This window comes from Eubacterium sp. AF16-48 (genome assembly GCF_003479405.1).
Classification (GTDB): domain Bacteria; phylum Bacillota; class Clostridia; order Lachnospirales; family Lachnospiraceae; genus Eubacterium_G; species Eubacterium_G segne.
Genome location: NZ_QUHB01000002.1, coordinates 169,986 through 184,910 on the forward strand (window position 1 = coordinate 169,986; position 14,925 = coordinate 184,910).

Consider the following 14,925-nt stretch of genomic DNA (forward strand, 5'->3'; position numbering starts at 1 on the left):
GGTTACCTCGTACTTTCTAAATATAGTAAATATGCATCCTTAAATCCGGTGTATTTCCTTCGGGTTAAATATGCCTTAAAGCGGTCATTACACAAGTGAATTAAAGTATGGTCAAAATTAGATACATACTTCAGATTTACAATAAAGCTTCGATGGGAAGCAAAAAAGCAGGGCATTTTTAATACTTCTAACCAATGTCTCATGCTATGTATTGACTCGTAATCCTGTTTTAGTGTATGAATAATGGTTTTGTGACCGTGAGTTTCTGCAAATACAATGTCTGATGCGGGTACCGTATAAACTCCGTTTTTTGTTTCAATTGGAATTTTGGTGACAGTTGTATTGTATAACTCAATGGCATCTTTCAGGTTTCTGAATAATCGGTTAGGGTCAACAGGTTTTGAAAGATAGCGGAACACGTGAAAACGCATGGCATCATCTAAATATTCCGAGTAAGAAGTTACAATAAAAATAATTATGTTGGGATTTTTGTTTTTTAATTCATTTCCAACGTATATTCCGTTAAGCCCCGGCATTTCAATATCGAGAAAAACAATATCTTTATCCATTGAGTCTGCCAGCAAGTCCTCTCCGTTATCATATATAACAATTTCTGGAAGCTTTAGGGAATTATTTTGGAAAAAAAGATTTAATGTATCATTTAATTGTTCTGCAATTTCTAAGTCATCATCACATATTAAAATACGCATGGTAACCCCCCTTTATCACAAATTATAAAACTGAAAACATTATACTATAAAAAAATGATAAAGGACATATAACAAGCATAAAAAGACAAAATTCGACCTTTTTTGGTAGGGTGCTAAACCCTGTAAAGAGTTTAAAACTACCAAAAAGTGGTAAAAAATGTCTTTTCGTGCTTAGGGTATCGATTTTTTGAAAAAAATAATGTATTATAACTCCATAATTCAGGAAAGGGGGAATTAGATATGGAAAGAAAGAATATGGTAAAGCCATCAGCAAAGCTTGTTGAAAAAACACTTAACAGAATGCTTAAAGTTGATGCTAATTCTACATCATGTGCATTGATTTATCAGCCAAAGGCTCCAAAAGAGTTAGAACGCTTTAGAGGTGAAAAATAATGAAATACTTATCAAAGCATGTGGCCACATGGTTAATACGCTGCGGGGCAATAGATGAGATGGATCGGGAACTATATGAGTATGCAGTATATAGCTTGATTTTTTTAATAGCGCCATTAGCAATAATTTTGACATTTGGAATTATGATGGACAGGGTATTGGAAAGCATTATAATCATAATACCATTTATGTGTGTCAGAAAATTTAGTGGTGGATTCCACGCTAAGCATGTTTGGGTATGCATCCTTTGTTCATGCAGTGTGTTATTTATGTGTGTTTACATGGTTACAAATATTAAATATATTTTTGTACTTAATATTTGTGTAGTGTTAGCTGTAACCAGCCTGATTATATTAAGCCCTATTGATTCAGAAAGCAGAAAGCTGTATGAAGGGGAGATTGTAAAGTACAAAAAAGTTACAGCTGCCATATCATTAGTGTTTGGGGGACTCTATTGTGTATGTTTACTTACAGATAATATAACATATGCTATTTGCATAGCAGAAGGAATTATGTTACCGGCAAGTTTGCAAATACCTTGTATATTGCTAAAACTAAAGAGTAAAGAAAAATTGGGGGAAAGTTATAATTGAAAAATACTAAAAAATCCGTTGCTAAAACAACGGATTTTTTTCTGCTGATAGTATATATTAAAGATAAATAATTTAAACTAATACAGGAAAGGAAGTTAATATATATGAGCAGAATTAATGAAAAATCAGGTATAAGCAAATCCACAGAGAGAATTAAAGAATATTTAATAAGGTTAAATAAAGGGGAAAGTTTAGAAAGTGTCAGGGCGGACTTTGTAAAGGAATTTAAGGAAGTGAATGCTTCTGAAATAATGCTTGCTGAACAAAGATTATTAAGAGATGGAACACCGTTAGAGGAAGTGCAGAAATTATGCGATGTTCATTCAGCATTGTTTCATGGAAAAACAAGAGAGGAAAGAATTGCCAATACAGAAAAGGCTGTAGGGGAATCAATGAAAAATCAGAGAATGGCGGCGGCAGCAGAATTAATTGCAATTCCGGGGCATCCGCTTGAAACATTTACTGAGGAAAATGAAAAGTTACAAAAAATAATTGATGAATGTAGGGATAAAATAAAAACAGGAAAAATTAATCCCGATTTATTGCAGGAACTTAGACAACTTTCAATTCACTATGCTAAAAAAGGGGACTTGCTTTATCCACATTTGAAAGTTAAATATGAAATCAGTGGCCCATCAGATGTAATGTGGACTGTAGATGATGAAATAAGGGATGAATTATCTGTATTAGCACAATCAAATACAGGTGATGAAAAATGGATAAAGAAATTTGAAGCACTTTTTACAAGGGCAGAAGAGATGATTTATAAGGAGGCAAACATACTCTTTCCTAATTGTGCGTTAAATTTTACTGAGGAAGAATGGCATGGAATTTATGTGGATTCAAAGGATTATCCGGAATGCTTTGGAGTAACCGGTAAAATATGGAAAGACGGAGAAAAGTCAGTTAAAGAAGAGAAAACTGCATTTAGTGAAGAAAAAATAATTATGGCAGGAGGAAGCTTTACTTTACAGCAATTGGAGGCTATGCTTAATACAATACCTCTTGAAATAACATTTATTGATGATGAAAATATTAACAGATATTTTAATGATGGACCGAAAGTATTTAAGCGTCCTAAAATGGCAATAGGAAGGGAGGTATTTTCCTGCCATCCGCCGAAAATTGAACAGCGTGTCAGGGGCATTATTGATGAGTTCAGGGCAGGAAAGCTTGACAAAGTACCTGTGTGGATGGAGAAAAACGGAAAAACCATGTTAGTAACTTATATGGCGGTAAGAAATAAAGATAATGAATATCTTGGAACAATGGAATTGGTTCAGGATATGGAATTTGCAAAAGAACACTTTGCTAAATAGTTTGTAAAACCGGAAGGAGGCATATGTCACTTCCGGTTTTTGTTTCATTGTTAAATAACATATGCTAAGATATAGCATAGATATTATATGGGAGGAAACAAATGAACGAAGTTCATTTCTTGTTAATGTTTCCGACGAAATGCCGCTGACCGAAGGGAGGGGGCAACACATATTAGACAGGGAGGAAACAAATGAAGGAAAGAAAGATAAATTTAATAATTAATGTAATATGTTTTCTGATGATTGCAGCTTACGCAATATATATTATAGTTGAATGGAAAAATATACCGGGAACGGTTCCAACTCATTTTAATGCTGCCGGGAAACCTGATAATTATGGCAGTAAGGCAAGCCTGATTGTTGAACCTATAATTGCATTACTACTTATGGGACTGTTTATTTTTATAGAAAAATTCCCACAGGCATGGAATTTTCCGGTTAAAGTTACTGAAGAAAATAAGGAACGTCTGTATGGGTGTGGGCTTAAAATAATTGGAGCAATAAAAATTTTAGCAGTTAGTGTATGCATTTATGGGGGACTGAGTTCAGCTTCAAATAATCAGCTTCCGGGCTGGCCGGTATTGGCTGTTATAGTAGCAATGTTTGTGGTTGTTATAGTGGGGATTATTTATACAATCAGGAATAAGTAAAAATCTATGTTATTAGTGTGTTGGTTAATGAGTTTTACGACTATTGTTCCTTTGATGAGGCGTGTGATTTTTATAAGCGGTATACAGGTAGCAATATAAAAATAAATAAAACTGCTCAAACAATTTCAGTGTCGGGGTATGATGTTAGAAAAGATAAATTTATAGAAAATTATATTACAATGGATTGGAAAAATAAATTGTACATATATAAAAATCAAGATGGGAAAGATATTGTTTTTGACGGGAAATAAAAGTTACAAGCCGGGATTTATTCCCTGCTTGTAGTCTTTGCCGTAATGTATCACTTTATAAGATACTCATAAACCATTCCACTGTTTCAGGAGTTGGTGAAAAATTCTACGCTTTTTTGCTTTACAACGAACCTTGCAGCACCGTACAGAGAAATGCTCAGTCAGAGAAAATCCATTCATATAACAGATAAAGAGACAAATGTTACATATTATTTAATTAGTAATAAGGGATTTTACAATATGATTTAAGGAGTGGTAAAGGTATTTGTTTTATGTGAGAATCTGGGAGGAGAGTTTGTAAATAACATTGAAACAGTTGAAAGCAGATATTTTGCAAAAGAGGAAATACCGGATAACTTAGCAGAAGAAAAAGTAAATCGTCAACAGATACTAATGTGTTTTGAAGCAAATGAAACTGCTTACTGGACAACAAAGTTTGATTAATGGTACTATATAGGCAAAGAAAAAACTCCTGATAGAATATGATTAATTAAAGGAGAAAAGAAAGAGAGGAAAAATATGAATCCATTAGAGTTAATGAAAGCAAAGGGAATGATACAGGACTTTGGACAAAGACATCCAATGATTCCAAAATTTTTCAAGCGTGCCAGTCTTGAAATAAAGGAAGGTACAATAATAGAAATGGTGGTTACTGCACCGGATGGAGAACCTATAAAGACTAATTTCAGAGTGCAGGCGGAAGATTTGGAACTTTTAAATAGTTTAAAGGGTATTAGTTAGTTTTAAAGGAGGAGAGTCATGAATAAAAAGTTTATATTTAAAGCAATGACAATTTGGGCTTTATGTGTTGTAATGTCAACACCGGTTGTGGCTGCCACTAAAAATGATAACAGGGAAGCGGTGACAACTGCCACAAAAAAGTCAGATGAGTTGTCGGGGAAACTGGTTACCAAAAAGGGAAAAACATATTATGTGGTAAAAGGTAAAAAGGTCAAAAATAAGGTTATTACCATTAAAAAAAGCAGATATTTATTTGATGAAAATGGTGTAATGGTTAAAGGATGGGCAAAATATAATAAACATTTTTATTTCTTTGGACGTTCAAATGGTAAACAACTTAAAAACAGAACTATTGACGGAATAAGAATTTGCAAAAACGGCAGAGCAAAAATAACAAAACTTAATGCTCAAAAAATTAAAACTATGATTAGAGCAAGAAAAATGGTGGATAAAATATGCAAGTCAACAGATTCAAAAGAAGTGAAATTAAGAAAATGCTTTGACTGGATTTCTGACATACCTTATAAAAGATATCGTTTTCTAAATAAGATATATAAAGAGAAAGGATGGGAATCTACATTTGCCAATGATATTTTTATAAAGGGTGAAGGCTGTTGCGTTTCCCAGTCATCAGCACTGGCATTTATGGTACATGAATGTGGGTACAAAAATGTTTATGTAGTTCACGACACAGGACATGCATGGATGGAACTAAAGGGCAGGGTTTATGATGCTTTGTTTGCAAAGGCTAAGGACTATGAAAAATATTATAATCTTCCATATAAAGATTATGGCTGCCATATAGTAGATAAAAGAAAAATATAGAATACATAAAAGGGTTTCACTCTAAACTGAGTGGAACCCTTTTCCAATAATTTCGCTGGTATTTGAAATAAGCAGGAAAGCTCCCGGAGAGTTTTCCCTTATAAAATTACGAAGCTTAACCGCTTCACTTGGACTTAAAACCGTAAGTATAATATATTTGTTATCCCCCGTAAATGAACCGGTGGCAGATACCAGTGTGGAATCACGTTTTAGTGTGGTTTCTATGTATTGACAGATAGGTTTGGGGTCAGTGCAGACAACGTGAAAGTATTTTGAACGGTTAAGACTTTCAATAAAGTTGTCAATAAGGGCTGAACGGACAATTAGTCCAAGCATTGAATAGAGACCTGTTTTTACATCAAAAACAAAGAAACCGGCAGCTGTAAATAAGATATCAGAGAAAAGGAGTCCTCTTCCAATATTTACGCTGGTATACTTCTTTAAAATCATGGCAATAACATCTGTTCCACCACTTGAAGCCCCGATATTAAATAAAACGGCAGAGCCTAGAGCAGGAAGAAGTATGGCAAAAACCAGTTCCAGCAATGGCTCGTCTGTAAGGGGCTTACTCATAGGAAATATCCTTTCAAGTAAAGACAATGAAACAGAAAGTAAAATAGTGCTGTAAGCAGTTTTAGCTGCAAAATCACGTCCAAGTATTATAAAGCCAATAATAAGTAATAAAATATTGGCAATAAATGAAAAATCACCGGCTGACAGAGGAGTAAATCTGGCAACTAAAACTGCCATACCCGTTATGCCACCAAAAGTAAAATTGTTAGCAAATTTAAAAAAGTAAATGCCCACAGCCATTATTAAAGTGCTTATGGTAAGAAGGCTAAAATTCTTTAATTTAGATTTCATAATAACTCCTGATATAATTTCTAAACACACTAATTGTTATAAAAATTTTAACGTTCATTACACATAAAGTCAATAAATGATATGTCATAAAACCTACGCATAATTATATTTTTTTCTTTGTTCTACAAAGAAGAAAATAGTAACACATAATGTTAAAACTTCTGCTACATTTACTGCAGACCAAATTCCTGCAATACCGAAAATAATCGGCAAAATAAGCACCGACACAATTTGAAATAACAGTGTGCGGAGAAAGGAAATGGCAGCAGAAACCAGCCCGTTGTTTAAGGCAGTGAAGAATGAGGAACCAAATATATTGAACCCGTTTATTAAATAAACAAGACAGTATATTCTAAAGCCTGCTAAAGCCATTTCAAATAAATCACTATCATATCCTACAAATAACCAGGCAAGGGTAGAAGCCGATAACTGTGCCAGAACAACAAGAACGATACCGGAGACACCAATAAATGTAAGACTTTTCTTAAACAGACTTTTTAGTTCACGATGATTTTTAGCACCATAATGAAAGCTTGTTATAGGGGCACTTCCTATTGAATAACCAAAGAATATTGACATAAAAATAAAGTTTACATACATAATTGCACCATAGGCAGCTACTCCGTTTTCCCCGGCAAAATTCATTAACTGAATATTGTAGAGAGAGTTTACAATTGAACTGGAAAGGTTAGTCATAAGTTCAGATGAACCATTGGCACAGGTTTTTAAAAGTATCCTCCCTTCAAAGTGGGTTTTTCCAAGACGAAGCTGACTGGAATTAGGTCTTGCAAAATATAGTATGGGAAATAATCCACCTATAAATTCACCACAAATTGTTGCAATGGCAGCACCTGTAAGCCCAAAACCTAATAGGGCAACAAAAATATAATCAAGAACAATATTGGTAACTCCGGCAGCTATTATGACACCCAATCCCAGCTTTTGCTTTTCCGCGGTAACAAAGAAACTTTGAAAAACATTTTGAAGCATAAAGGCCGTTATGGAAATAAGGGACAGCCGGCCGTATAGTATGCAGTTATTTAAAAGTTCTCCTGTTGCACCTAGAGCTTTGGCAATAGGTGGAATAAGGAAAAAACTTATAATGGCAAGTAAAATACCAAATATAATTGTTACATAAACTAAAAGCGAGAAATACTCATTGGCTTTCTTTTTATTACCTTCTCCCAGAGTTTTAGCCACAATGGCACTTCCTCCTGTTCCAATCATAAATCCAAGGGCTGATATTGCCATGATAAATGGAAGGATAAGATTTATGGCGGCAAGGGCAGTCTTTCCCACATAATTAGATACAAATAAGCCGTCAACCACACTGTAAATAGACGTAAATATCATCATAATAATAGGTGGAATAACAAATCTAAGCAGTTTTGAATATGTGAAATGTTCTGATAATTGAGTACTCATTTTAATCTCTATTCCGCCTCCTCGTGGTTCTTAATTTTGTTAAATGCTTCTCTAAGGGCTGTTATATGTTTGCTTTGCAAAATAAGCATTTGACGTCGCTCATCTTCCGTAAGACTTGAAATGGCTTCATTTTCTAAAGTAATAATAGGGTAAATCGTCTCCTTAATATAATCCCTTCCGGCATCAGTAAGGTTTATGTGCATGTTTCGTCCTTTACCGTTGCTTAAATAAATGTATCCTAATTTTTCCAGTGAACGAATAGAAGAATGAATTGTCTGTTTGGGAATAAATGTACTCTTACTTATATCGCGTTGAAGACAACCGTCTCCTAACTCGCAGATTGAATATAGTATGTCCAGTGAACTGTTGGATATTCCAAGTTTTAGGGCGGCATCGTGATAGATGTTATTAAATTCCTTAAATAATTTATTTGATTCCAAAAGAGCGGGGCTCATTTCAGGTTTTTTAATATTTTTTGTATTCATAAATTATAAATCACTCCTGCAAGTCTGATTTCGTACTTAACAGCATAGTACGAAATCGGACTTGTGTCAAGTACAAGATATAAGCAAATTTTGTTGTATGGTTGTAAGCGTTCACAAAATTTTCACAAAAAAATTAGCACTCACCTCTTGTTATTGTGACGTTGGTTTTGTCTAGTTTCATATAGTCCCGTAACGCCCTAGTTACAAGGGTTTCACGGATTTTGAAAATTTGTAGCTGTTCATCAAAAATCGTCATTTTTCAGAAATTTGGGGTCAAAATTGGCGTCAGATAGCACACCAGAGAGAAAAATTAAATATTTTATAGACTATGGAACGTACACTTTTGGCGTTCCTTTTCTATTTCCAGTCGTTCAGAAATGGACGGCTTTTTTCATACCCAAAATCGAAAGGAGAAAGAGAAAATATGAATAAGCTAGTAAAGCGATTGCTGACAGGAACGCTTGCTTTTGCAACCATTCTCACGGCATTACCAGTGACGGCGGTTCATGCTTCCGGCAATCAATATTGGACAGAATCAGCAGAACGTGTCGGCTACATTGAACACGTTATGAATGATGGTTCTATCAAATCTACATTCAATGAGGGACACATGAAAGTTGAGGGCGAAACTGCCTACTGCGTGGATATCAACACCAGTTTTAAGAATGGATATAAAACACGTTCTGACGCAAGCTCCCGTATGAGTAGCGATCAGATTGCGGACGTTGCTCTTTCCTTAGAGTACGTCAAGCAATATACCGCTTCTCATACGAACTTGAATTACAAACAGGGATACTTGCTGGAACAATGTGTTGTCTGGCAGAGATTGAGTGAACAGCTCGGCTGGCAGTGCGACAACGTCAGAGCTTCCTATAATGAAATCTCACAGGCAGTACAGAATGAAGTGTACGCTGGTGCGAAAGCATTTGTGAAAGCAAATAAGGGACGCTATGAATGTGGCGGTTACATTTACACTGGCGAAGGACAGGACATCGGACAGTTCTGGGCGAAGTTAAATGTGGGAAATGCAAAGGTCAAAAAGACTTCTTCCAATCCCACTGTCACAGATAGCAATGCCAATTATTCTTTTGAGAGTGCGACATTTGGTGTCTATTCTGATAAGGGCTGTAACAGCCAGCTTGCCACACTTACTGCCGATGGAAACGGCGATACCAAAGAAGTTGAGGTAAAAGCCGGAACAGTTTACATCAAAGAGCTTTCTGCTCCAAAAGGTTACAAGCTGGATTCTACTGTCCATGCCTTAAATGTGGAAGTTGGAAAAACAGCGACTTTGACTGTTGCCGACACTCCAAAAGTTACAGAAACTTTGATTGATTTATTCAAAATTGACATGGAAACAGGCAAATCCAGTCCACAAGGAACTGCTTCTTTAGAGGGTGCAGAGTTCACATGGAGCTATTATGATGGTTACTACAATGCAGACAATCTTCCTGCAAAAGCTACCCGTACATGGACAACCAAAACCGTTGCCGAAAAAGACAGTGACGGAACTATCCATTATGTATCCAGACTTGCCGACAGCTACAAAGTATCCGGCGACAGCTTCTATACACAGGACGGTAAAAATGTATTGCCACTTGGTACACTCACTGTCACAGAAACAAAAGCACCAAACGGCTACTTATTAGATGGTGCATATATGCAGGCTGACGGAAGTTCCGAACAGATTAAGGGAACGTACCTTACACAGATTTCCGAAGATGGAGAACTTGCCGTACTTTCTGGAAGCAACCAGTATTCCGTATCTGACAAGGTTATCCGTGGCGGTGTAAAAATCCAGAAACGTGACCTTGAAACAAAGGATACCAAAGCACAGGGAAGTGCGACCTTACAGTACACAGAGTTCAATATCATTTCTTTAAATGACAGTCCTGTACTGGTTGTGGGAAAATTATACAACAAGAATGAAACCGTAAAGAAGATTCAGACAGGCATTGATGGAATTGCTTCTACTTCTGCCGACTTGCTCCCTTACGGAAATTACAGATTAGAAGAAAGCAAAGCACCAGAGGGCTACTTGACAGATGGTGCAAAGGCAATCGACTTTTCTATCACGGAAGATGGAAAAATCGTGGACTTGACCGACAAATCCCACTCTGTCTACAACCAGATTAAACGTGGCGATATTGAGGGTGTAAAAATCGGTGCAGGTACACACAAACGTCTTGCAGGTGTTCCATTCAGAATTACAAGCAAGACAACGGGAGAATCCCATATTGTAGTTACTGACAAAAACGGTCAGTTCTCTACTGCTTCAAGCTGGGCTTCCCACAAGGTCAATACCAATGCCGGAAAATCCAGTGAGGACGGTGTATGGTTTGGGACATCTGAACCAGACGACAGCAAAGGTGCATTACTCTATGATACCTATGTGATTGAGGAATTAAAGTGTGATTCCAACGCCGGATTTAAGCTGATTCCAGCCTTTGAGGTGGTCGTATCCAGAAATAAAGTGACCGTAGATTTAGGGACACTGACCGATGAATACGAAAAAGAAATCACAATCCATACCACAGCTACCGACAAGAAAACAGGCGAAAAAATGATTGTTGCCGGAAAAGACATCAAGATCGTGGACAAAGTCACACTTGATGGCTTGGAAACAGGCAGAAAATATAAACTTTCTGGCTGGCAGATGTTAAAGGAAGAAAACGCCGAACTTCTGATTGATGGGAAACGTGTAGACAGTGATTACACTTTCACTGCTGACAGCGAAAAAATGACGGTTGAGATTACTTACAGTTTTGATGGTTCAGCTCTTGGCGGTCAGAACCTTGTTACCTTTGAGGAATTGTACGATATGAGCAATCCGAAAGAGCCTGTCAAGGTTGCCGAACATAAGGACATCAACGATGATGGACAGACCGTTCTTATCACGGAACGTATCATCAAAATCCATACTACCGCTACGGACAAGAACGGCAAGAAAGAAATCGAAGCCGGAAAAGATGTAACGATTGTGGATAAAGTCACATTAGATGGTCTGGAAGTTGGAACAAAATACAAACTTTCCGGCTGGCAGATGTTAAAAAAGGAAAATGCAAAACTTCTGATTGATGGAAAGAAAGTATCCAATGATTATGAGTTTACAGCCGACAATGAAAAAATGACAGTTGAGATTGCCTTTACCTTTGATGGTTCTTTTCTTGGTGGCAAGAGCCTTGTCACATTTGAGGAATTATACGATATGACTAATCCAGACGAACCAAAGAAAGTGACGGAACATAAGGACATCACAGACGATGGACAGACTGTGACAATCAAGGAAGTGCCGGAAGTCCCAGACACACCAAAGGATACCGACACGCCGGATACACCATCTACGATTACTAAGACAAGTGACAGTCCAAAAACAGGCGACAATACCAATATCTATGCTTATCTTGTCATGCTCAGTCTTTCCTGCGTAGGGCTTGGCGGTATGCTTTACTTCAAACGCCGTAGAAAGAAATCATAAGGCGGTAAGGTAGCGGTTGGTAGAGCGTTCAAGGTCGCCACCCTTTTTGCAACTTCACGCTCCCGTGAAGCACTTGGTTTACAGGAGCGTGAAGTCCACTAGGGGCGTGGGGAGTGTAGCTCCCCACAACGTACAGCAGGAAAGAAACTAAAACTGAAAGAAAAGAGGTCAATTATTTATGGAATTAAGATTTGTCGTACCAAACATGGAAGAGACTTTCGGGAACTTGGAGTTTGCCGGAGAAAACACTACGAAACAGCAGAGAATCAACGGGCGTATGGCTGTCATTACCAGAAGCTACAACCTGTATTCCGATGTGCAGAGAGCCGATGATGTAGTTGTGACACTTCCTGCCAAAGCTGGCGAAAAACATTTCTCGCCGGAGCAGAAAGTAAAACTTATCAACCCACGTATTACTACCGATGGGTATAAAATCGGGGAACGTGGATTTGTCAATTATATCCTGCTTGCAGACGATATGTTACCAGCAGAAAGTAAATAAGGAGGTATTCAGATTATGAGATTAGCAAATGGAATCGTTATTGATAAAGAAAAGACTTTCGGAGTGTTGAAGTTCTCCGCATTACGCCGTGAGGTTCATGTACAAAATGAAGATGGAACGGTAAGTGAGGAAATTAAGGAACGTACCTACGATTTGAAATGCAACACACAGGGACGCATGATACAGGTATCCGTTCCAGCGACTGTGCCGTTAAAGGACTATGACTACAACGCCGAAGTGGAACTTATCAACCCTGTGGCAGATACGGTAGCCAATGCAAATTACCGTGGTGCAGATGTGGACTGGTATGTAAAAGCAGACGATATTGTTATGAAAAATAAAAGTAATTTGGGAGAAAATGTAACACCAAACCATGATAAAACAATAGCTAATAGAAACAAATAAAACCTACTTAGTATTTGATTGCAAGTAATGCTGATTGACGATATAATGTCCTTAAAATATACAAAGGACGTGATATAAATATGGTTGAGAAATTGCTGGATACTTTAAAAATTTTTTTGGAAAAATATTTTATTCCAACGATAATTGCGGTTGTGTTGGCTTTTATTACATATTATAAAACTCCAGCAGACAATGCATTATTGACAAAACTTACTACTACAGGATTTGGTGTTTTTGTTTTTTGCTTGTGGTTTTTACTAATTGTGTTAATTATCTGGGGAATAGATAAAGTCAAGGGATTTTGGGCTTCGATAAAAGATAAAAAACATCAAGAAGCTCTCGTTAAGCAAGAGAATGATAAGGCTATAGATTTTCTTTGGACAGAAATAGATAAATTGTCTTTGAAAGATTACAAACAATTACTCGAATTTGTAGATAATGAAAACGCACCTATCACGGTATCGGGAATTGACTTTCAACAGACATTTTTAAATTCTAATTGGTTTCATCGAACTGAAATTGAAGCTTCTAAACAAGTTCCAATTTCATTCGTCCACAATGAAAATACATCATCAAATTTTATTCCTTTACCAGCTTATGAAACAATTCCTGCAAAATATCAATATGTACTTAAAGATGAAATTTATGAATTGATAAAATATTCGCTAGATAATTATGGAAAAATTGGTCATATACAAAGATAAAAAATTTAATGTAAAAGCAGTTAGTCTATAAGATTGACTGCTTTTCTTATACCCAAAGAAAGGAGCTTTTATGAAAACATGGAAATTTAAAGGTAACAGGATTCGTGCCAGTGACAAATCTCTGGTCTATCATTTCTGTATCGGCTGGCTGTTGCTCCTGTTCGTTGCGGTGTTCCTGTTACTGAATCTGCGACAGCTTCTTGTTACAGACTGGAAAGATTGTAACCTGCTCCATGCCGGAATTACTTGGACTGCCTACAATTCCATTACGGTTCTGATAGCGACTGGTGTTTGTGCATTAGTCGCTTTTCTCTACTACCGTTACGGATATGACCGTATCAAGAGGTTATTACACCGACAAAAACTGGCTCGTATGGTGCTGGAAAACAAATGGTATGAAGCGGAAAACACCAAAGACAGCGATTTTTTCACTGACCTGCAAAGCAGATCAAGAGAAAAAATCGTGTGGTTTCCGAAAATCTACTACCAGATGGACAAAGGATTGCTCCATATCCTGTGTGAAATCACAATGGGAAAATATCAAGAACAGCTCCTGTCCTTAGAGGATAAACTGGAATCGGGGCTGTACTGTGAGCTGACCGACAAGACACTGCATGACGGCTATATTGAATATACCCTGCTCTATGATATGATAGCGAACCGTATTTCGATTGATGAAGTGATTGCCGAAAACGGCGGTCTGCGGTTAATGAAAAATCTGGTGTGGGAATATGATTCACTTCCCCATGCCCTTATCTGCGGTGGTACAGGTGGTGGAAAGACCTATTTTTTGCTGACCATCATTGAAGCATTGCTTAGAACCAATGCGGATTTATATATTCTTGACCCGAAGAACGCTGACCTTGCAGACTTGGGAACAGTCATGGGAAATGTCTACCACACGAAAGACGATATGATTGACTGCGTCAATGCCTTTTATGAGGGCATGGTCACACGCTCGGAAGAAATGAAACTGCACCCGAACTACCGCACAGGAGAAAACTATGCCTATCTGGGGCTTGCTCCACAGTTCCTTATCTTTGATGAATATGTGGCGTTCTTGGAAATGCTCACGACAAAAGAAAGCACTGCACTGTTAAGCCAGCTAAAGAAAATTGTCATGCTCGGCAGACAGGCTGGATACTTTCTGATTGTGGCTTGCCAGCGTCCAGACGCAAAGTATTTCGGGGACGGTATCAGAGATAACTTTAACTTCCGTGTGGGGCTTGGTCGCATGAGTGAACTCGGCTACGGTATGCTCTTTGGAAGTGATGTAAAAAAACAGTTTTTCCAGAAGCGAATCAAAGGGCGTGGATACTGTGATGTGGGAACAAGCGTCATATCAGAATTTTATACTCCCCTTGTACCCAAAGGCTATGATTTCTTGGGTACGATTGGGGAACTTGCACACATAAGGCAGGACGGACAGGTGGCGTGCGAAGCGAAAGCCACAGGTACGGATTAGCCTTGCTGGTGTGGCGGTAGCCACGCCAGCAGACAACAGCCCCTCGGTATCTAACAGAGGGGCACAAATCACAAGGAAACATACACAAAAGTTGCCGATTCTTGGCTCAAATCAA

The 14,925-nt window shown here is 37.5% G+C and carries 16 protein-coding genes; 12 read left to right on the forward strand and 4 right to left on the reverse strand.

Features of this window, described 5'->3' with window-relative positions; all coding sequences use genetic code 11:
• Positions 1–2 precede the first annotated feature (2 nt).
• Positions 3–710 carry a LytTR family DNA-binding domain-containing protein gene (locus tag DWW68_RS03110; protein ID WP_021952595.1) on the reverse strand — a complete coding sequence of 236 codons (708 nt, stop codon included), beginning with the start codon at positions 708–710 and terminating at the stop codon, positions 3–5.
• Positions 711–950: 240 nt separating this feature from the next.
• On the opposite strand from DWW68_RS03110, the gene DWW68_RS03115 reads away from it, so the two are divergent.
• The 7 genes from DWW68_RS03115 (at position 951) to DWW68_RS03150 (ending at position 5,482) form a co-directional block, all read left to right on the forward strand.
• Entirely contained in the window at positions 951–1,103 is a 153-nt protein-coding gene (locus DWW68_RS03115) for a cyclic lactone autoinducer peptide (RefSeq protein WP_021952596.1), read from the forward strand.
• Positions 1,103–1,696 carry an accessory gene regulator B family protein gene (locus tag DWW68_RS03120; RefSeq protein WP_118588830.1) on the forward strand — a complete coding sequence of 198 codons (594 nt, stop codon included), beginning with the start codon at positions 1,103–1,105 and terminating at the stop codon, positions 1,694–1,696. Before DWW68_RS03115 ends, DWW68_RS03120 begins: the two co-directional genes overlap by 1 nt.
• Before the next feature lie 104 nt (positions 1,697–1,800).
• Positions 1,801–3,015 carry a DUF438 domain-containing protein gene (locus DWW68_RS03125; protein ID WP_118588831.1) on the forward strand — a complete coding sequence of 405 codons (1,215 nt, stop codon included), beginning with the start codon at positions 1,801–1,803 and terminating at the stop codon, positions 3,013–3,015.
• A 191-nt stretch (positions 3,016–3,206) separates the two neighbouring features.
• On the forward strand, positions 3,207–3,665 hold the full coding sequence (locus tag DWW68_RS03130; protein WP_118588832.1) for a DUF1648 domain-containing protein: 459 nt from the start codon (positions 3,207–3,209) through the stop codon (positions 3,663–3,665).
• A gap of 503 nt (positions 3,666–4,168) precedes the next feature.
• Positions 4,169–4,360: a hypothetical protein gene (locus DWW68_RS03140; protein WP_118588834.1), complete on the forward strand. Its 192-nt coding sequence runs from the start codon at positions 4,169–4,171 to the stop codon at positions 4,358–4,360.
• Between the two features lie 75 nt (positions 4,361–4,435).
• On the forward strand, positions 4,436–4,657 hold the full coding sequence (locus DWW68_RS03145; RefSeq protein ID WP_021952610.1) for a hypothetical protein: 222 nt from the start codon (positions 4,436–4,438) through the stop codon (positions 4,655–4,657).
• Between the two features lie 18 nt (positions 4,658–4,675).
• Positions 4,676–5,482 carry a hypothetical protein gene (locus DWW68_RS03150; protein ID WP_118588835.1) on the forward strand — a complete coding sequence of 269 codons (807 nt, stop codon included), beginning with the start codon at positions 4,676–4,678 and terminating at the stop codon, positions 5,480–5,482.
• A 21-nt stretch (positions 5,483–5,503) separates the two neighbouring features.
• Here the strand turns inward: DWW68_RS03150 and DWW68_RS03155 are convergent, their stop codons facing one another.
• From DWW68_RS03155 to DWW68_RS03165, 3 genes are all read right to left on the reverse strand, one after another.
• Positions 5,504–6,346 (reverse strand): YitT family protein, encoded by an 843-nt coding sequence (locus tag DWW68_RS03155; protein WP_118588836.1) that lies wholly within the window; start codon positions 6,344–6,346, stop codon positions 5,504–5,506.
• A gap of 93 nt (positions 6,347–6,439) precedes the next feature.
• Positions 6,440–7,771 (reverse strand): MATE family efflux transporter, encoded by a 1,332-nt coding sequence (locus DWW68_RS03160; protein ID WP_118588837.1) that lies wholly within the window; start codon positions 7,769–7,771, stop codon positions 6,440–6,442.
• An 8-nt stretch (positions 7,772–7,779) separates the two neighbouring features.
• Positions 7,780–8,256: a MarR family winged helix-turn-helix transcriptional regulator gene (locus tag DWW68_RS03165; RefSeq protein WP_021952614.1), complete on the reverse strand. Its 477-nt coding sequence runs from the start codon at positions 8,254–8,256 to the stop codon at positions 7,780–7,782.
• 424 nt (positions 8,257–8,680) lie between these two features.
• On the opposite strand from DWW68_RS03165, the gene DWW68_RS03170 reads away from it, so the two are divergent.
• The 5 genes from DWW68_RS03170 to DWW68_RS03190 all read left to right on the forward strand — a co-directional run bounded on the left by DWW68_RS03170 (position 8,681) and on the right by DWW68_RS03190 (position 14,810).
• Positions 8,681–11,734 carry a VaFE repeat-containing surface-anchored protein gene (locus DWW68_RS03170; RefSeq protein WP_118588838.1) on the forward strand — a complete coding sequence of 1,018 codons (3,054 nt, stop codon included), beginning with the start codon at positions 8,681–8,683 and terminating at the stop codon, positions 11,732–11,734.
• Between the two features lie 178 nt (positions 11,735–11,912).
• Positions 11,913–12,236, forward strand: coding sequence for a YdcP family protein (locus DWW68_RS03175; RefSeq protein ID WP_118588839.1), 324 nt, complete (start codon positions 11,913–11,915; stop codon positions 12,234–12,236).
• A 15-nt stretch (positions 12,237–12,251) separates the two neighbouring features.
• Complete coding sequence (locus DWW68_RS03180; protein ID WP_118588840.1) at positions 12,252–12,641, forward strand: YdcP family protein; 390 nt, start codon at positions 12,252–12,254, stop codon at positions 12,639–12,641.
• A gap of 80 nt (positions 12,642–12,721) precedes the next feature.
• Complete coding sequence (locus DWW68_RS03185) at positions 12,722–13,345, forward strand: hypothetical protein (RefSeq protein WP_118588841.1); 624 nt, start codon at positions 12,722–12,724, stop codon at positions 13,343–13,345.
• A 70-nt stretch (positions 13,346–13,415) separates the two neighbouring features.
• A complete protein-coding gene (locus tag DWW68_RS03190) occupies positions 13,416–14,810 on the forward strand; it encodes an FtsK/SpoIIIE domain-containing protein (RefSeq protein ID WP_118588842.1) in 1,395 nt (464 codons plus the stop codon).
• The last annotated feature ends 115 nt before the right edge of the window (positions 14,811–14,925 follow it).

What these genes read in the sequence shown, in the direction of transcription:
- DWW68_RS03185 (WP_118588841.1), top strand. Translation starts at nt 12,722, where the DNA reads ATGGTTGAGAAATTGCTGGATACTTTAAAAATTTTTTTGGAAAAATAT.
- DWW68_RS03125 (WP_118588831.1), top strand. Translation starts at nt 1,801, where the DNA reads ATGAGCAGAATTAATGAAAAATCAGGTATAAGCAAATCCACAGAGAGA.
- DWW68_RS03175 (WP_118588839.1), top strand. Translation starts at nt 11,913, where the DNA reads ATGGAATTAAGATTTGTCGTACCAAACATGGAAGAGACTTTCGGGAAC.
- DWW68_RS03120 (WP_118588830.1), top strand. Translation starts at nt 1,103, where the DNA reads ATGAAATACTTATCAAAGCATGTGGCCACATGGTTAATACGCTGCGGG.
- DWW68_RS03130 (WP_118588832.1), top strand. Translation starts at nt 3,207, where the DNA reads ATGAAGGAAAGAAAGATAAATTTAATAATTAATGTAATATGTTTTCTG.
- DWW68_RS03170 (WP_118588838.1), top strand. Translation starts at nt 8,681, where the DNA reads ATGAATAAGCTAGTAAAGCGATTGCTGACAGGAACGCTTGCTTTTGCA.
- DWW68_RS03150 (WP_118588835.1), top strand. Translation starts at nt 4,676, where the DNA reads ATGAATAAAAAGTTTATATTTAAAGCAATGACAATTTGGGCTTTATGT.
- DWW68_RS03145 (WP_021952610.1), top strand. Translation starts at nt 4,436, where the DNA reads ATGAATCCATTAGAGTTAATGAAAGCAAAGGGAATGATACAGGACTTT.
- DWW68_RS03110 (WP_021952595.1), bottom strand. Translation starts at nt 710, where the DNA reads ATGCGTATTTTAATATGTGATGATGACTTAGAAATTGCAGAACAATTA.
- DWW68_RS03155 (WP_118588836.1), bottom strand. Translation starts at nt 6,346, where the DNA reads ATGAAATCTAAATTAAAGAATTTTAGCCTTCTTACCATAAGCACTTTA.
- DWW68_RS03190 (WP_118588842.1), top strand. Translation starts at nt 13,416, where the DNA reads ATGAAAACATGGAAATTTAAAGGTAACAGGATTCGTGCCAGTGACAAA.
- DWW68_RS03160 (WP_118588837.1), bottom strand. Translation starts at nt 7,771, where the DNA reads ATGAGTACTCAATTATCAGAACATTTCACATATTCAAAACTGCTTAGA.
- DWW68_RS03115 (WP_021952596.1), top strand. Translation starts at nt 951, where the DNA reads ATGGAAAGAAAGAATATGGTAAAGCCATCAGCAAAGCTTGTTGAAAAA.
- DWW68_RS03165 (WP_021952614.1), bottom strand. Translation starts at nt 8,256, where the DNA reads ATGAATACAAAAAATATTAAAAAACCTGAAATGAGCCCCGCTCTTTTG.
- DWW68_RS03180 (WP_118588840.1), top strand. Translation starts at nt 12,252, where the DNA reads ATGAGATTAGCAAATGGAATCGTTATTGATAAAGAAAAGACTTTCGGA.